This window comes from Sphingobium sp. TomTYG72 (genome assembly GCF_055394715.1).
Genome location: NZ_AP027336.1, coordinates 1419626 through 1435630 on the forward strand (window position 1 = coordinate 1419626; position 16005 = coordinate 1435630).

Annotated in this window: 15 protein-coding genes and 1 tRNA gene; 12 read left to right on the forward strand and 4 right to left on the reverse strand. The window is 63.4% G+C overall.

From position 1 onward, the window contains the following. Window positions 1-45: 45 nt before the first annotated feature. Entirely contained in the window at window positions 46-789 is a 744-nt protein-coding gene (gene truA, locus ACZ5U1_RS07150; RefSeq protein ID WP_464777799.1) for a tRNA pseudouridine(38-40) synthase TruA, read from the forward strand. Between the two features lie 11 nt (window positions 790-800). On the opposite strand, the gene ACZ5U1_RS07155 is transcribed toward truA, so the two are convergent. Further along, window positions 801-1520, reverse strand: a complete 720-nt coding sequence (locus ACZ5U1_RS07155; RefSeq protein WP_464777800.1) for a queuosine precursor transporter — start codon at window positions 1518-1520, stop codon at window positions 801-803. Between the two features lie 87 nt (window positions 1521-1607). On the opposite strand from ACZ5U1_RS07155, the gene ACZ5U1_RS07160 reads away from it, so the two are divergent. Beyond that, window positions 1608-1684, forward strand: a tRNA-Arg gene (locus ACZ5U1_RS07160). A gap of 94 nt (window positions 1685-1778) precedes the next feature. Here the strand turns inward: ACZ5U1_RS07160 and ACZ5U1_RS07165 are convergent. Together ACZ5U1_RS07165 and fsa are read right to left on the reverse strand one after the other, a co-directional pair. Then, the gene (locus tag ACZ5U1_RS07165; protein WP_464777801.1) at window positions 1779-2129 is read right to left on the reverse strand and encodes an antibiotic biosynthesis monooxygenase family protein; all 351 of its coding nucleotides are present in this window, start codon (window positions 2127-2129) and stop codon (window positions 1779-1781) included. 176 nt (window positions 2130-2305) lie between these two features. Beyond that, window positions 2306-2959, reverse strand: coding sequence for a fructose-6-phosphate aldolase (fsa, locus tag ACZ5U1_RS07170; protein ID WP_464777802.1), 654 nt, complete (start codon window positions 2957-2959; stop codon window positions 2306-2308). A gap of 138 nt (window positions 2960-3097) precedes the next feature. On the opposite strand from fsa, the gene ACZ5U1_RS07175 reads away from it, so the two are divergent. Genes ACZ5U1_RS07175 through ACZ5U1_RS07185 form a run of 3 tightly spaced genes read left to right on the forward strand, consistent with a single transcriptional unit; the run spans window position 3098 to window position 6249 of the window. Beyond that, window positions 3098-3763 carry a DUF2490 domain-containing protein gene (locus ACZ5U1_RS07175; RefSeq protein WP_464777803.1) on the forward strand — a complete coding sequence of 222 codons (666 nt, stop codon included), beginning with the start codon at window positions 3098-3100 and terminating at the stop codon, window positions 3761-3763. Between the two features lie 45 nt (window positions 3764-3808). Further along, window positions 3809-5995: a primosomal protein N' gene (locus ACZ5U1_RS07180; protein ID WP_464777804.1), complete on the forward strand. Its 2187-nt coding sequence runs from the start codon at window positions 3809-3811 to the stop codon at window positions 5993-5995. A gap of 14 nt (window positions 5996-6009) precedes the next feature. Continuing rightward, window positions 6010-6249: a DUF1289 domain-containing protein gene (locus ACZ5U1_RS07185; RefSeq protein WP_464777805.1), complete on the forward strand. Its 240-nt coding sequence runs from the start codon at window positions 6010-6012 to the stop codon at window positions 6247-6249. 65 nt (window positions 6250-6314) lie between these two features. Here ACZ5U1_RS07185 and ada read toward each other — a convergent pair whose 3' ends face one another. After that, window positions 6315-7403, reverse strand: coding sequence for a bifunctional DNA-binding transcriptional regulator/O6-methylguanine-DNA methyltransferase Ada (gene ada / locus ACZ5U1_RS07190; protein WP_464777806.1), 1089 nt, complete (start codon window positions 7401-7403; stop codon window positions 6315-6317). Window positions 7404-7507: 104 nt separating this feature from the next. Here ada and ACZ5U1_RS07195 point away from each other — a divergent pair, with 104 nt between their 5' ends. The 7 genes from ACZ5U1_RS07195 to ACZ5U1_RS07225 all read left to right on the forward strand — a co-directional run bounded on the left by ACZ5U1_RS07195 (window position 7508) and on the right by ACZ5U1_RS07225 (window position 15964). Continuing rightward, a complete protein-coding gene (locus ACZ5U1_RS07195; RefSeq protein ID WP_464777807.1) occupies window positions 7508-9055 on the forward strand; it encodes a S1C family serine protease in 1548 nt (515 codons plus the stop codon). 200 nt (window positions 9056-9255) lie between these two features. Beyond that, window positions 9256-9810, forward strand: a complete 555-nt coding sequence (locus ACZ5U1_RS07200; RefSeq protein ID WP_464777808.1) for a F0F1 ATP synthase subunit delta — start codon at window positions 9256-9258, stop codon at window positions 9808-9810. A gap of 2 nt (window positions 9811-9812) precedes the next feature. Next, window positions 9813-11342 carry a F0F1 ATP synthase subunit alpha gene (gene atpA / locus ACZ5U1_RS07205; protein ID WP_464777809.1) on the forward strand — a complete coding sequence of 510 codons (1530 nt, stop codon included), beginning with the start codon at window positions 9813-9815 and terminating at the stop codon, window positions 11340-11342. 105 nt (window positions 11343-11447) lie between these two features. Then, complete coding sequence (locus ACZ5U1_RS07210) at window positions 11448-12332, forward strand: F0F1 ATP synthase subunit gamma (RefSeq protein ID WP_464777810.1); 885 nt, start codon at window positions 11448-11450, stop codon at window positions 12330-12332. Between the two features lie 24 nt (window positions 12333-12356). Then, window positions 12357-13802 carry a F0F1 ATP synthase subunit beta gene (gene atpD / locus ACZ5U1_RS07215; RefSeq protein ID WP_464777811.1) on the forward strand — a complete coding sequence of 482 codons (1446 nt, stop codon included), beginning with the start codon at window positions 12357-12359 and terminating at the stop codon, window positions 13800-13802. Window positions 13803-13958: 156 nt separating this feature from the next. Beyond that, on the forward strand, window positions 13959-14213 hold the full coding sequence (locus ACZ5U1_RS07220) for an ATP synthase F1 subunit epsilon (RefSeq protein ID WP_464777812.1): 255 nt from the start codon (window positions 13959-13961) through the stop codon (window positions 14211-14213). Between the two features lie 221 nt (window positions 14214-14434). Next, the gene (locus ACZ5U1_RS07225; RefSeq protein ID WP_464777813.1) at window positions 14435-15964 is read left to right on the forward strand and encodes a CpaF family protein; all 1530 of its coding nucleotides are present in this window, start codon (window positions 14435-14437) and stop codon (window positions 15962-15964) included. Window positions 15965-16005 lie beyond the last annotated feature (41 nt).

The following is a 16005-nucleotide window of genomic DNA, read 5'->3' on the forward strand; positions in this document are numbered from 1 at the left end:
TCCGCTGGGATGACGGCGCCAATATTTTCGCTGACATAACCCCCAATGACCCGCTTCGCCTTCACCGTAGAATTTGACGGCCGCCCCTTCATGGGCTGGCAACGGCAGGCGCACGGCCCCAGCGTCCAGCAGGCACTGGAAGACGCCATCCACGCCATCACCGGCGAGCGCTCCGTGATTCACGCAGCTGGCCGAACCGATGCCGGAGTCCACGGCCTCGCCATGCGCGCCCATGCCGACATAGAAAAGCCGATCGCGCCCTTCCGCCTGATGGAAGCGATGAACGCGCTCCTGCGTCCCGACCCCGTCGCCATCCTCGCCTGCGAAACCGTAGCCGATGACTGGCACGCCCGCTTCTCCTGTACCGGCCGCGCCTATGTCTACCGCATCGCCAACCGACGCGCGCCACTGACCTTTGAGAACGGCCTCGTCTGGCGCGTCATCCAGCCGCTCGACACCGACGCCATGCAGGAGGCCGCGCAGCTGCTCGTCGGCCGCCACGACTTCACCACCTTCCGCTCGGCCCATTGCCAGGCGGAAAGCCCATTGAAGTCACTCGACCGCCTCGACGTAGAGCGCGAAGGCGACCGCATCGCCATCCACGCCGGAGCACGCTCCTTCCTGCATCATCAAGTGCGCTCGATGGTCGGTTGCCTGGCGTTGGTCGGCATGGGACGCTGGTCGATAGCCGACATGCGCGCCGCCCGGGATGCGAAGGACCGAGCCGCGCTCGGCCTCAACGCTCCGCCAGACGGGCTTTATTTCGTGCGAGCAAACTATCCGGACTGAAGAGGCGGCCGCTAAATCCGCGTCCGGAACGGCGTGAAATCCGTTCCCTCATCATAGACGTCCAGCCCCTCGGCGCGCTTCAGGCTATTCACCACCAGATAGGTCACCGGCGTCAGCACCGCTTCCCACGTCACCTTCAACATCCAGTTGGTGACCATCACCGTCAGCACCTGGGCATTGCTCCACTCACCATAAAAGGCCAGCGGATAGAAAAGCAGGCTGTCCACCCCCTGCCCCACGATCGTCGATCCGATCGTCCGCATCCACAGATGCTTGCCCTGCGTCAGCAGCTTCATCTTCGCCAGCACGAAACTGTTGGCGAACTCCCCCGCCCAAAATGCGGCGAGCGACGCAAAGACGATGCGCCATGTATTGCCGAACACCGCTTCATAGGCCTTCTGGTCCGGCCAGCCCTCCGCCGGAGGCAGCTTCACCACCACCCAACTCATCAGCGCCATGAACAGCATCGCGCCAAAGCCCGCCCAAACGCATCGCCGCGCGCGGGCATAGCCATAGACCTCCGTCAGCACGTCCCCCAGCACATAGCCGAGCGGAAAGAAGAGGATGCCAGCACCGAATGTAAAGCCGCCAACGGTCGACAGCTTCGCCGCGCCGATCAGGTTCGACAGCAGCAATATGGCGACGAACGCCACGATGGAGAAATCGAAATAGCGCATCGGCCGCTGGCCAAGCGCCTCCGCATCGATTTTCCGAACCCCCAAATCGGTCATGCGCCCTTGCATATCGGCCCGCCGCACAAATGCAATGGCAGGCATGATTGCGCGCGGACACAAGCCCCGCTATCGAAGCGCCGGTGCGGCCCCGTAGCTCAGCTGGATAGAGCATTCGCCTTCTAAGCGAATGGTCACAGGTTCGAATCCTGTCGGGGTCGCCATCTTGGCTACAAGCGCCAACCGAACAGCAGCATCAGCAACCCGCCGATGAGTATCGCAGCGGCGAGGAATCCCCAGCCAAAGTCGAGGCCGTTTCTATTCGCCATCGAGCGGATTGTCATCCGGCCGCGCCCGCATGAGCAGGTCGTCCGTCACCCTCATGGTGAAGATCGGGTCGGCATCGGCTGGCACTTCCGCGATCGCATCGACAAAGGCGGCACGCGTTTCCGGCTCATCATAGACCATCTTCTGGTCGAAAGCCGCGCGCCATGTCTCTTCGTCCGGCCACTCCGCATAGCCGACAAAGCGCCCGTCCGCGTCCCGATGGAGCCGCGAACCGAAACTGCCATATTTCTCCCGGATCAGGTCAGTCCCGCGCCGCCACGCCGCGCGAAACTGATCTTCCTTCCCCGGATGCACCCGCCACCAATAGACTGCGACGAACATCGCACCTCTCCTTCACAGGAGAGAATGATGCATCGGGCAAGAGGTTGCGAACCAAGCGGAGAAAGCACGCCCCCCTCCGTTCGGGCTGAGCTTGTCGAAGCCCTTTCCTTCGCATTTTTAAGAAAAGGAAAGCCCTTCGACAGGCTCAGGGCGAACGGTTGGAGATGTCATGAACCTTAAAGAACCGACTGCCCGGTCTTCTCCCAGTCCGCCAGGAAGCCCGCGATTCCCTTCTCGGTCAGCACATGGTTGAACAGCGCCTTGATGACCGAAGGCGGCGCCGTCATCACGTCCGCACCGATCTTCGCGCTTTCCAGCACATGGATCGGGTGGCGCACGCTCGCGACCAGGATTTCCGTGTCGAACGCATAATTGTCGTAGATCAGACGGATATCCTCGATCAGCTTCATGCCATCGAAGCCATTGTCATCATGACGCCCGACGAAAGGCGAAATGAAGCTCGCGCCCGCCTTCGCCGCCAGCAGCGCCTGATTGGCCGAGAAGCAGAGCGTCACATTGACCATCGTGCCTTCGCTGGTCAGCGCCTTGCAGGTCTTGAGGCCATCGATGGTCAGCGGCACCTTGATGCAGACATTGTCCGCGATCTTCCGCAGCACCTCGGCTTCCTTCATCATCGTCTCATGGTCGAGCGCGACGACTTCGGCGGAAACCGGGCCATCGACGATGCCGCAGATTTCCTCGACCACTTCCATGAACTTGCGACCCGACTTGTGGATCAGCGATGGGTTGGTGGTCACGCCGTCCAGCAGGCCGGTCGCGGCGAGGTCGCGGATTTCGTTGGTGTCGGCGGTATCGACGAAGAACTTCATGGGTCTGCTCCGGGCGGGATGTGCGAATCGGCTCCCCTTTAGCGGCTGATCCCCGGTTTAGCCATTATTGCCAGCGGCAGGCTTTACGGAAACAGCTCCGTAACATTATGACGACCCAACTTTCCAAAGGACTGACCGATGCACCGCTATCTGCGCCCACGCCACATATCGGGCGCACTCACCCTATTGGCGGCGTTCGCCGCTCCGTCCGCCACCGCCGCAACGGAGGAATCGCAAGCCTGGCTCACCGAATCGCTTGTCGTCACCGCCAGCCCGGCGGACACGATCACACTCGATCTCAGCCAGCGTTTCCGCCGCGACAGCTCCAATGGAGAGCAGCAGACGGCCCGCATCCTGCTCGACCACCGTGTCGCCAAAGGCCTCCAGATCGGCGGCGGCATCGCCTTCTTCCACTCTGGCCCAGAACAAGAGCTACGCCTGTTCCAGCAGGCCACCTTCACTCGCGGCATTTTCCTGGCCCGCACCCGTATGGAGCAGCGCTTCTTCGACACCGCCGACCGGGCAAGCTGGCGCCTTCGCCAGCGGGTGCAGGCGTCCATCCCGCTCGGCTCATCGAAAGCCCCGGTCCTGATCGCCGCAACCGAATTCTTCTTTCACCTCAACCGCGCCAAGCCCAGCGACAAGACCGGCCTCGCCGTGATGCGTCACCAGATCGGCCTACGCCAACCGCTCAGCAAGTCGCTCGACGCCCAACTGCTCTATATGCGCCAGCAGAGCTTCCGCGATCAGGCCCCCGATGCCGTCGTCCATGTCCCCTGGCTGACGCTCAGCTGGAAAATCTGAACGCGCCGCCTTGCCTCCCGCCCCCCAGGCGATAGGGAGAGGCGGATGAGTTCGCGCGCCCGTGTCATCCTTCTGAACGCTGCCCTCGGGCCGCTCGACTATCGCGTGCCCCACGGCATGAACGTTGAGCCGGGCAGCATTATCGTCGCCCCGCTCGGCCCACGGCAAATCATCGGTGTGGTGTGGGAAGAGGATAGCTTCCCCGATGTTGAAAGCGTCGGCGACAATCGCCTGCGCAACATCGTCGGACCCGTGGACGCGCCGCCGATCCCTGAAAGCCTCCGCCGCCTGATCGAATGGACGGCGGACTATTATCTCGCCCCCATCGCATCGGTGCTGCGCATGACGCTGGCGTCGATGTCGGCGCTGGAGGGGGCTCGCACCGTCATCGAATATCGTGCGACGGGCGACCTGCCGGGCAATCAGCTTGAGGGGCGCATGACCGACCAACGCACGCAAGCGATGGAGCGCATCGGCGATCGGCAGGGACTGATCCGCGAGCTGGCGCTGATCGGCGGTGTGAGCGACGCCGTGATACGCGGACTGGCAAAGGCGGGCGCGCTAGAAGCAGTGGAAGTCAGCATCGACACGCCCTTCCCCCGGCCCGACCCCGACCACGCCCCGCCCCAGCTTTCCGACGGACAGGCCAACGCTGCGACCGAGTTCGTGGATGCAGTACACCAACGCGACTTCGCCCCCTTTCTGCTCGACGGTGTCACCGGCTCCGGCAAGACAGAGGTCTATTTCGAAGCCATCGCCGCTGCCATCCGCGAAGGGCGGCAAGTGCTGGTCCTCCTGCCCGAAATCGCCCTGACCGAACCGTTCCTCGAACGCTTCGAAAAACGCTTCGGCACCGTGCCGATCAGCTGGCACAGTGGCCTGCGCCAATCCGAACGCCGCCGGGCGTGGCGCGCTATCGCTTCGGGCGACGCAGCGGTCGTCGTCGGTGCCCGATCCGCCCTGTTCCTGCCCTATCCCAATCTCGGCCTGATCGTTGTCGATGAAGCGCATGAGGCCAGCTTCAAGCAGGAAGATGGCGTCCATTACCACGCCCGCGACGTCGCGGTGATGCGCGGCCTCATAGAGAAATTCCCCGTCATCCTCGCATCCGCCACCCCGGCCATCGAGACCCGGCATCAGGTAGAGCTTGGCCGCTATCGCGAAATCAAGCTGCCTGCCCGCTTCGGCGGCGCGGAAATGCCGGGAATCGAGGGCATCAATCTCCTCACCGATCCGCCCGAACGCGGCCGCTGGATCGCGCCGCCCCTCATCCGCGCGATAGATGAAACGATGGAGAAGGGCGAACAAAGCCTGCTCTTCCTGAATCGCCGGGGCTATGCGCCGCTGACGCTGTGCCGCCATTGCGGCTATCGCTTTCAATGCCCCAACTGCACCGCCTGGATGGTCGAACATCGTCTGACCAAGCGCCTCGCCTGCCACCATTGCGGCCATGTCATCCCCTCTCCCCGCTTCTGCCCGGAGTGCAAGGAAGAGGACAGTCTCGTCGCCTGCGGCCCCGGCGTCGAGCGGATCGCAGACGAGGTAAAGGCGCTCTGGCCTCAAGCGCGCACCGCCATCGTCACGTCCGACACGCTCTGGTCCCCCGCCAAGGTCGCCGAGTTCGTGAAGTCGGTAGAAACAGGCGCGGTGGACATCATCATCGGCACCCAGCTGGTGACGAAGGGCTATCACTTCCCCAACCTGACGCTGGTCGGCGTGATCGACGCCGATCTCGGCCTTGAAGGCGGCGACCTGCGCGCGTCCGAACGCACCTTCCAGCAAATCGTGCAGGTAGCGGGCCGCGCAGGCCGTGGACAGAAACCCGGCCGCGTCTTCATCCAGACCCGCATGCCCGAAGCCGAAGTCATCAAGGCGCTGATCGCAGGCGATTCGGAACGCTTTTACGAGGTCGAGACCGAAAACCGCCGCCGCGCCAACGCCCCGCCCTTCGGCCGCTTCGCCGCGATCATCATCTCCAGCGAGGACGCCGATGAAGCCGCCCAGGTCGCCCGCCTGATCGGCAAGTCCGCCCCGCCGATCGACGGCATGCGCGTCTATGGCCCCGCACCCGCGCCGTTATCAGTCTTACGCGGCCGCCACCGTCATCGCCTGCTGATCCACGCCAGCCGCCAGATCGACGTGCAAGCGGCGATCCGCGAATGGCTGGACAACATCACGTGGAAATCAGGGACGCGGGTCGCGGTGGATGTCGACCCCTACAGCTTCATGTGATGGCCTGAACGCTTATGGAGAGCCCCTGCGTCAACATCTGCAAACTGGACAAGACAGGCCGCATCTGCACCGGCTGTGGCCGGACGGTTCAGGAGATCGCCCGATGGCGCGACATGAGCAAAGCCGAGCGGCGCGCGATCATGGAGCGGCTGAAGGGATCGCAACGCAACGACCTCTTTAAATCCTCCCTGCGCGAAGCGTGGGGAGGGGGACCAGCCGCAGGCTGGTGGAGGGGAAAGTGGCACGACCTGTGAGATTTCCCCCTCCAGCATTCGCTTCGCGAACGGTCCCCCTCCCCATCTGCCGATGGCGAGGATGATTATCCACGATAATCCAAGCCTACCTTCTGCCCCCCACGTTCCCGCTCCAACAAAGCCTTTTTCCGCTCCAAACCATAGGCATAGCCGCCAAGGCTACCATCACTCCGCAACACCCGATGGCAGGGAATAACCACGGCCAACCCATTATCCCCACAAGCCGTCCCCGCAGCCCGAACCGCCCCCGGCCTCCCAATCGCCGCAGCGATCTCGCCATAGCTCCGCGTCTCTCCAGCCGGAATCGCCCTCAACGCAGCCCAGACCGCTTGCTGGAAAGCCGTGCCATTCACATCCATCGGCAAATCCAAAGGCTCAGCCGGATTCTCGATCAGCCGCACCACCTGCGCCGCCAGCGCGTCCAGCGCCGCATCTCCCGGCACGATTTCCGCCTTGGGAAAGCGCCGCCGCAGATCACCCTCATCCTCATCAAAGCTGATCCGGCACAATCCTCTATCGGTCGCCGCGACCAGCACCGGCCCAAGGTTGCTCCCCACCAACACAAATCGGATCGCAACGCCCCGCCCGCCATCCTTCCACGCACTCGGCGTCATGCCCAAATGCCGATCCGCATCGGCATAGGCCCGGCTCGGCGCATTATAGCCCGCATCATAGATCGCGCTGGTCACGCTCCCTGCTCCCTCCAAAGCCGCCTTCAACCGCTCGGCCCGCAAGGACCGCGCATAAGCAGCAGGCGTCAGGCCCGTATCCCGCTTGAACAGCCGATGGAAATGATGCGGCGCATAGCCCGCATGCGCTGCGACCTCCTCCAACGAGGGCACCGTCTCGCACCCCGCAATGAAAGCCTTGGCCGCTTCAACCGCCAACCGATCCCGCCCGACCTCATCCGGCCGACAACGCAGACAGGCGCGAAAGCCCGCCGCCCTCGCCGAAGCAGGATCGGGCAAGAAGATCATATTCTCCCGCCGGGGATGCCGCGCCGCGCAGCTTGGCTTGCAATATATGCCGGTGGTCAGCACCGCGCCCACAAACCGCCCATCCACGTCCCGATCACGCCGCAGGAACGCGTTCCAGCAGGCATCGTCATCCATCGGCAGCGGCGTCGAGGCGGAAACTTCGGTCATCTGGTTCATGCATATGGGATAACAGGCGCGATCGGGCCAGCCTTCCCGCCTCTTGCGCCCAAAGCATTTCCCGATTGCCTCAGCCAGACTTTACCATATGAATGCGCCGCATCATGGTCGAATTCTTCCGCCGCCTCTGCATCTTGCTCGCCCTCGCCCTGCCCGCGACAGCGCGCGCCGAACAGCAGGACATCGCCGCCGCCGCGCGCGGTGTTGTCCGCATCGCCATCGTGGCGACGGACGGCAGTGAGGCCTATTTCGTCGGCCATGGCAGCGGCTTTGCGGTCGCGCCAGACAAGGTGCTGACCAACGCCCATGTCGTCGAACTGACCCGCGAGGAAAAAAACCTCGTCATCGGCGTCGTCCCTTCCGAAGGCCGCAAAAGCTATGGCGGCCGCGTCATCGCCTACTCCCCCGGCAACGACCTCGCGCTCATCCAGCTTGAGGAAGGCCGCCTGCCCGTCAGCACCTTCTACGCAGGCGCCCTCAGCGATGGGCAGCATGTGACCGCGATCGGCTATCCCGGCACGGTCGACCGCGCCCAGGGCCTTGGTCTCAAGGAAATGGTGGAGCCGCTCGGCACGGTAAAGACCAGCGGCAACCTGTCGTCGGGCAGGTCAAGTCACAGTTTCGACACCGTCCTCCACACCGCCCCCCTCGCCGCCGGGAACAGTGGCGGCCCGCTCGTCGACGATTGCGGCCGGGTGCTGGGCGTCAACAGCTTCGGGTCCGTCTCGGACGGCAATGACGCCGAGTTCGGGTTCGCCGTATCCTGGCGCGAGGTCGCGTCCTTCCTCCGGCAGGCGGGCGTTTCGTCCCTGCGCACCGTCGTTCCCTGCCGATCCATGGCCGAAGCCGACGCCGCCGAAGCCGCCCTCACCCAGCGTGAAGCGCAACAGAGCGAACAGTCGGAACGCGCTCGTGCAGACGCTCGCGAAGCCGCGCTGGACAAGGCGCGCGACGCCGCCGAACGCGAAGTCATCTCTGCCCGCGAAAATGCGATGGCGGGCGCGGCCGTGCTTCTGGCGCTGGCGGTGCTCGGGCTCGGCGCGGGCGGCCTCTTCTACAGCCAGGGCCGCGAACGCCGCGCAACATGGTCGCTGGCGGGCGGCGGCCTCTTGCTGTTGGGCGCCGTCGCACTGTTCCTGCTGCGGCCGAGCTTCTCCAGCGTGGATGAGCGTGTGAAACTGCCCGACGACGGCAGGGTGACGGGCAACCATGCCTATGCATGGGAAGGCGACAATGTCTGTGCCGTCGATCTCAACCGCAGCCGCCTCACCGTGTCGGAGGCCAACGACGTCCCCTTCAACTGGACCGGCACCGGCTGCGCCAACGGCAACAGCCAATATGTCAGCGTCGGCAATGAATGGGAACGCGCCGCCGTCCCGGATTCGGGCAACTTCATCACCGTCAGCCGTTTTGACCCGGCGACCGGCACCTTGCGCGTCCAGCGCTGGCTGCCGGATGGCGACGCGATGGACAAGGCTCGCGCCTTGCTGAAGGACGGCCCGATCAAGGCGTGCGGGACCGATCCCGATCTGCTCGCCCGGATCGCCGCCCTGCGAAGCGATCTTGCGTCCCTGCTGCCCGCGCAGCCCAATGAACGCTTGGTCTATCATTGCCGCAAGGGCCGCCTCGCTCCCCCCGACCCCGTAAACTGATCAAAATCGCGCGGCGGAAAGCGCTGTCCAATCGTCTCCGTTCCATCCTTGTGACGGAATCGCGTTCCATGACTTGCATAGTCATAAAGCCGCTGCTAACCGGCCGGGCGACAGGGGATCGGGACGGATAAGACCGCGCCCCTCTTTTTGCATGACCGGCAAATCAAGTGCCAGTGAACTCAATGGAGGACGGTAAGCGCGTGGAGACTACCGGCGGCATTCAGGCTAGCCTCAGCGGACGCTACGCGCTTGCGCTGTTCGATCTGGCTCGCGACGGCAACGCCCTCGACACCGTGGCGGCCAGCCTCGGTGCGATCAAGGCGGCGATCGCCGAATCGGCTGATTTCAAGAGCCTCATCAACAACCCCGTGCTGAGCCGCGACGCGTCTGGAAAGACGATCGCAGCGGTCGCAGCATCCATCGGCATCGACGCGCTGACGACGAAGTTCCTTGGCGTCCTCGCCGCGAACCGCCGCCTGTCGCAGCTGCCCGCCGTCATCCGCGCCTATGAAACGCTGTTGTCGAATCACAAGGGCGAAGTCCGCGCGGAAGTGACCAGCGCGCATCCGCTCGATTCGAACCAGATCGCTGCGCTCGCGCAAAACCTCCGCACCCGCGTCGGCCGCGACGTCGCGCTCGAAGCCAAGGTCGATCCCGCGATCCTGGGCGGGCTGGTCGTCAAGATCGGCAGCCAGATGATCGATTCCTCCATCCGCACCCGTTTGAATAGTCTCGCCCAGGCGATGAAAGGCTGAACATGGATATCAACGCCGCAGAAATTTCGAAGGTCATCAAGGACCAGATCGCCAATTTCGGCACCGAAGCGCAGGTGAGCGAAGTCGGTTCCGTGCTGACCGTGGGTGACGGCATCGCCCGCGTCCATGGCCTCGACAACGTCCAGGCGGGCGAAATGGTCGAGTTCGCCAACGGCGTGCAGGGCATGGCGCTCAACCTCGAAGCCGACAATGTCGGCGTCGTGATCTTCGGCTCGGATGCCGAGATCAAGGAAGGCGACACCGTCAAGCGCACCGGCACCATCGTCGACGTCCCCGTCGGCAAGGGCCTGCTCGGCCGCGTGGTCGATGGCCTCGGCAACCCGATCGATGGCAAAGGCCCGATCCAGTACACCGAGCGCAAGCGCGTTGAAGTGAAGGCTCCGGGCATCATTCCCCGTAAGTCGGTGCACGAACCCGTGCAGACCGGCCTTAAGGCGATCGACGCTCTCGTCCCCGTAGGCCGTGGCCAGCGCGAGCTGATCATCGGCGACCGTCAGACCGGCAAGACCGCCGTCGCCATCGATACCTTCATCAACCAGAAGGACATCAACGCAGGCACTGACGAGGGCAAGAAGCTCTACTGCATCTACGTCGCGATCGGCCAGAAGCGCTCGACCGTCGCGCAGATCGTCAAGCAGCTCGAAGAAAATGGCGCGATGGAATATTCCATCGTCGTCGCCGCGACCGCTTCGGAACCCGCTCCGCTCCAGTATCTGGCGCCCTACACCGGCGTCACCATGGGCGAATTCTTCCGCGACAACGGCATGCACGCCGTGATCGTCTATGACGACCTTTCCAAGCAGGCAGTCGCCTATCGTCAGATGTCGCTGTTGCTGCGTCGTCCTCCGGGCCGCGAAGCCTATCCGGGCGACGTTTTCTACCTGCACAGCCGCCTCCTGGAGCGTGCGGCCAAGATGAACGATGCCAACGGCAACGGTTCGCTGACCGCGCTGCCGATCATCGAAACGCAGGCGGGCGACGTGTCGGCCTACATCCCCACCAACGTGATCTCGATCACCGACGGCCAGATCTTCCTCGAAACCAACCTCTTCTACCAGGGCATCCGTCCGGCCATTAACGTGGGCCTGTCGGTGTCGCGCGTCGGTTCCGCCGCGCAGACCAAGGCGATGAAGAAGGTTTCGGGCTCGATCAAGCTGGAGCTGGCCCAGTATCGCGAAATGGCGGCCTTCGCCCAGTTCGGTTCGGACCTCGATGCTTCGACCCAGAAGCTGCTGAACCGTGGTGCGCGCCTCACTGAACTGCTGAAGCAGGCCCAGTTCTCGCCGCTGCCCTTCGAAGAGCAGACCGCGTCGATCTTCGCCGGCACCAACGGCTATCTCGACAGCGTGCCCGTCAAGGACGTGACGCGTTATGAAGAGCTGATGCTCGCCTATCTGCGTCACGACCATGCCGACGTCCTCGCCGCGATCCGCGACAGCAAGGACCTGGGCGACGAGCCCAAGGCCAAGCTGAAGGCTGCGCTGGACTCGTTCGGCAAGACGTTTGCGTAAAGGATAATCCGTCATCCCAGCGAAAGCTGGGATCTCAGGCCCAAGGGTTCAGCCCGGAGGCACGAGATCCTGACTTTCGTCAGGATGACGAACAGAAGGTTCGTCATGGCCAGCCTCAAGGAACTGAAGATCCGCATCGGGTCGGTTAAATCGACCCAGAAGATCACCAAGGCGAAGCAGATGGTCGCCGCCGCGAAGCTGCGCAAGGCGCAGGCTGCCGCCGAAGCCGCGCGCCCCTATTCCAGCCGTCTGGAAGCCGTCGTCGCTTCGCTGGCGTCGAAAATCGCGGGCGGTTCCGGCGAAGGCGCCTCGCCATTGCTCGCTGGCACCGGTAAGGATGACGTCCATCTGCTGGTCGTCGCCAACTCCGACCGTGGCCTTGCGGGCGCGTTCAACGCGAACATCGTCAAGGCGGCTCGCGCCAAGGCAGACGAGCTGATCGAGCAGGGCAAGACCGTGCGCTTCTACCTGATCGGCCGCAAGGGCCGTCCGGTCATCAACCGCACCTTCCCCGGCATGATCGTCGCACAGTTCGAGACCACCGGCGCGAAGGAACCGGGCTATGCTCAGGCCGAAGCGATCGCGCATGAGCTGACCGACATGTATCTGAACGGCAAGTTCGACGTAGCGCATCTCTTCTTCTCGCGCTTCAAGTCGGCCCTCGCCCAGATTCCGACGGAGCAGCAGATCATCCCGGTGAAGCTCCCCGAAGACGCGGATCGCAACGCCATCCCCGCAACGGTCGAATATGAACCGAGCGAAGAAGCGATCCTCGACGACCTGCTGCCGCGCAACATCACGGTGCAGATTTTCAAGGCGCTGCTGGAAAACAACGCGTCCGAACAGGGCGCATCGATGACCGCCATGGACAATGCGACCCGCAACGCTGGCGACCTCATCAATAAGCTGACCATTCAGTATAACCGCAGCCGCCAGGCCGCGATCACCACCGAACTGGTCGAAATCATCTCGGGCGCAGAAGCCCTCTAAGATCACGCACGCAAGGAAGCAGTCATGGCAACCACCAACAATGTAGGCCGCATTTCGCAGGTCATCGGCGCTGTCGTCGACGTGACCTTCCCCGATGCGCTCCCCGCAATTCTCTCGGCGCTGGAAACCAGCAACAACGGCAACCGCCTTGTTCTGGAAGTCGCCCAGCATCTGGGTGAAAACACCGTCCGCACCATCGCGATGGACTCGACCGACGGTCTGACTCGCGGTCAGGAAGTGACCGACACCGGCGCGCAGATCAGCGTTCCCGTCGGCCCGGCCACCCTCGGCCGCATCCTGAACGTCGTCGGCGAGCCGATCGACGAACGCGGCCCGGTCGCCACCACGCTGACCGCACCGATCCACGCCAAGGCTCCCGAGTTCGTCGATCAGTCGACTGAAAGCTCGATCCTCGTCACCGGCATCAAGGTCATCGACCTTCTCGCCCCCTACGCCAAGGGCGGCAAGATCGGCCTGTTCGGCGGCGCGGGCGTCGGCAAGACCGTGCTCATTCAGGAACTGATCAACAACATCGCGAAGGGCCATGGCGGCACTTCCGTGTTCGCGGGCGTCGGTGAGCGTACCCGCGAAGGTAACGACCTTTATCACGAGTTCCTCGACGCGGGCGTTATCGCCAAGGACGCCGACGGCAACGCGATCAGCGAAGGTTCGAAGGTGGCGCTGGTTTACGGCCAGATGAACGAGCCCCCGGGCGCCCGTGCACGCGTCGCCCTGTCGGGCCTCACCATCGCGGAATATTTCCGCGACCAGGAAGGCCAGGACGTGCTGTTCTTCGTCGACAACATCTTCCGCTTCACCCAGGCGGGCGCGGAAGTGTCGGCTCTGCTCGGCCGTATTCCTTCGGCCGTGGGCTATCAGCCGACCCTGTCGACCGACATGGGCGCCCTTCAGGAGCGGATCACCTCGACCAACAAGGGTTCGATCACCTCGGTGCAGGCCGTGTACGTCCCCGCGGACGACTTGACCGACCCGGCGCCTGCGACCTCCTTCGCACACTTGGACGCCACCACCGTTCTCAACCGCGCCATTTCGGAACTGGGCATCTATCCGGCGGTCGATCCGCTGGACTCGACCAGCCGCGTTCTCGAACCCCGCACCGTGGGCCAGGAACATTACGACACGGCTCGCGCTGTCCAGTCGATCCTGCAAAAGTACAAGTCGCTTCAGGATATCATCGCGATCCTGGGCATGGACGAGCTGTCGGAAGAAGATAAGCTCACTGTCGCCCGCGCCCGCAAGATCCAGAAGTTCCTGTCGCAGCCCTTCCACGTCGCCGAAGTCTTCACCGGCATCTCGGGCAAGTTCGTCCAGATCGAGGACACGGTGAAGTCGTTCAAGGCCGTGGTCGAAGGCGAATATGACCATCTGCCCGAAAACGCCTTCTACATGGTCGGCGGCATCGACGAAGCCATCGAAAAGGCGAAGAAGCTGGCTGCCGAAGCGGCGTAAGCTACCAAATTTCCCCTCCCGCAGGCGGGAGGGGATTAAGGGGTGGGCCGCGAGCGCCAGCGAGCTTCAACCTATCCCGCCATGTTGCAGGCGATTGCTTGCGCAATCGCACCCACCCCCTGCCCCTCCCTTGAAAGGGAGGGGGGAGAGTTACAGATGGCACTGCATTTCGAACTCGTGACCCCCGAAAAGCTCGTCCGCTCGGAAGAGGTCTATCAGGTGGTCGTCCCCGGCACCGATGGCGACTTCGGCGTGCTGGAAGGCCACGCGCCGTTCATGTCCACCGTTCGCGACGGCGCAATCCAGATTTTCGCCAACGCGGGCGCCGCGCCCGAAATCATCCCCGTTCAGGGCGGCTTCGCTGAAGTCAACGAAAAGGGCCTGACCGTCCTAGCAGAGCATGCGGGCTAACAGACCCAAGCTGACCCCGCTGATGGATTGAAAAAGGCCGCCTTCAGACAGGAGCGCGGCCTTTTCCTATCAGGGGGCAATCTTACCCCCCACTGGTCACCGGGCGCCGTCGTCGGCGCCATTAGCCATTTGTCAAAGTTTCCGCCTTATTCACCATTGCAGCCAAATCGGATCAGCCTGTTCGGGCAGGCGAATCCTACAGAATATCGCGGCGGAGAATTATGAGCGCGTTTGGACGGAAAAATGGACCTGCCGGCATCAAACCGGGATTCGGTGTAGCCCGGCCAATGCAGGGCGGCGCCCCGCGTGAGGAAGCACGAGGCGGCGACCAGTTCCCCCCGCTAGACATGGCTCCCTTGCCCGCCGCCAACAGCCCAATCGATCCGCTGTCCGCGCCCACCAGCCAGATGCAGCGCAACGCCGACGCGTTGCAGCGCTTGTCGGATCGCGCCAACGCCGAACATGTAGCCGACACAGGCCCTCAAGGCTTTGAAGCCTCCGTCCACAAGATCAAGGAACAGGTCCTCCCTCGCCTGCTCGAACGCGTCGACCCGGAAGCGGCCGCGACGCTCAGCAAGGATGAACTGGCCGAAGAATTCCGCCCGATCATCATGGAAGTGCTGGCCGAGCTCAAGCTCACCCTCAACCGGCGCGAACAGTTCGCGCTGGAAAAGGTGCTGGTCGATGAACTGCTCGGCCTCGGCCCGCTAGAGGAGCTGCTGGCCGACCCCGAGGTCACCGACATCATGGTCAACGGCCCGGAGCAGACCTATATCGAAAAGAAGGGCAAGCTGATCATCGCGCCGATCAAGTTTCGCGACGAGGAGCATCTGTTCCAGATCGCCCAGCGCATCGTGAACAAGGTCGGCCGCCGCGTCGATCAAACCACGCCGCTGGCCGACGCCCGCCTGCCCGACGGCAGCCGCGTCAACGTCATCGTGCCGCCGCTCTCGCTGCGGGGCACCGCCATCTCGATCCGTAAGTTTTCCGCCAAGCCGATCACCATCGACATGCTCGCCCAATGGGGCGCGATGAGCCCGAAGATGGCGACCGCGCTCAAGATCGCGGGCGCATCGCGCATGAACATCGTGATTTCGGGCGGCACCGGCTCGGGCAAGACCACGATGCTCAACGCCCTGTCGAAGATGATCGACCCGGGCGAGCGCGTCCTCACGATCGAGGATGCGGCCGAACTTCGCCTGCAACAACCCCACTGGCTGCCACTGGAAACCCGCCCCCCGAACCTGGAAGGGCAAGGCGCCATCACCATTGGTGACCTCGTCAAGAACGCCCTGCGTATGCGTCCTGACCGCATCATCCTGGGCGAAATTCGTGGTGCGGAGTGTTTCGACCTGCTCGCCGCGATGAACACCGGCCATGACGGCTCCATGTGCACGCTGCATAGCAATAGCCCGCGTGAGTGCCTTGGCCGTATGGAAAACATGATCCTGATGGGCGACATCAAGATCCCAAAGGAAGCCATTTCCAAGCAGATCGCCGACTCCGTCGACCTGATCGTGCAGGTAAAGCGCCTACGCGACGGTTCGCGCCGCGTCACCAACATCACCGAGGTGATCGGCATGGAAGGCGACGTCATCGTCACCCAGGAACTGTTCAAGTTCGAATATCATGACGAAGATGACAGCGGTAAAATCGTTGGCGAATACCGCTCCATGGGCCTGCGCCCCTACACGCTCGACAAGGCGCGCCAGTTCGGTTTCGACCAGCCTTTCCTGGAAGCCTGCCTCTGATCTTGTCGGCAGGATAGCGGTCGTTCCACCGCTATATTTTC

What these genes read in the sequence shown, in the direction of transcription:
- fsa (WP_464777802.1), bottom strand. Translation starts at nt 2,959, where the DNA reads ATGAAGTTCTTCGTCGATACCGCCGACACCAACGAAATCCGCGACCTC.
- ACZ5U1_RS07185 (WP_464777805.1), top strand. Translation starts at nt 6,010, where the DNA reads ATGGAGAGCCCCTGCGTCAACATCTGCAAACTGGACAAGACAGGCCGC.
- atpD (WP_464777811.1), top strand. Translation starts at nt 12,357, where the DNA reads ATGGCAACCACCAACAATGTAGGCCGCATTTCGCAGGTCATCGGCGCT.
- ACZ5U1_RS07210 (WP_464777810.1), top strand. Translation starts at nt 11,448, where the DNA reads ATGGCCAGCCTCAAGGAACTGAAGATCCGCATCGGGTCGGTTAAATCG.
- ACZ5U1_RS07175 (WP_464777803.1), top strand. Translation starts at nt 3,098, where the DNA reads ATGCACCGCTATCTGCGCCCACGCCACATATCGGGCGCACTCACCCTA.
- ada (WP_464777806.1), bottom strand. Translation starts at nt 7,403, where the DNA reads ATGAACCAGATGACCGAAGTTTCCGCCTCGACGCCGCTGCCGATGGAT.
- ACZ5U1_RS07155 (WP_464777800.1), bottom strand. Translation starts at nt 1,520, where the DNA reads ATGACCGATTTGGGGGTTCGGAAAATCGATGCGGAGGCGCTTGGCCAG.
- ACZ5U1_RS07180 (WP_464777804.1), top strand. Translation starts at nt 3,809, where the DNA reads ATGAGTTCGCGCGCCCGTGTCATCCTTCTGAACGCTGCCCTCGGGCCG.
- ACZ5U1_RS07220 (WP_464777812.1), top strand. Translation starts at nt 13,959, where the DNA reads ATGGCACTGCATTTCGAACTCGTGACCCCCGAAAAGCTCGTCCGCTCG.
- atpA (WP_464777809.1), top strand. Translation starts at nt 9,813, where the DNA reads ATGGATATCAACGCCGCAGAAATTTCGAAGGTCATCAAGGACCAGATC.
- truA (WP_464777799.1), top strand. Translation starts at nt 46, where the DNA reads ATGACCCGCTTCGCCTTCACCGTAGAATTTGACGGCCGCCCCTTCATG.
- ACZ5U1_RS07165 (WP_464777801.1), bottom strand. Translation starts at nt 2,129, where the DNA reads ATGTTCGTCGCAGTCTATTGGTGGCGGGTGCATCCGGGGAAGGAAGAT.
- ACZ5U1_RS07225 (WP_464777813.1), top strand. Translation starts at nt 14,435, where the DNA reads ATGAGCGCGTTTGGACGGAAAAATGGACCTGCCGGCATCAAACCGGGA.
- ACZ5U1_RS07195 (WP_464777807.1), top strand. Translation starts at nt 7,508, where the DNA reads ATGGTCGAATTCTTCCGCCGCCTCTGCATCTTGCTCGCCCTCGCCCTG.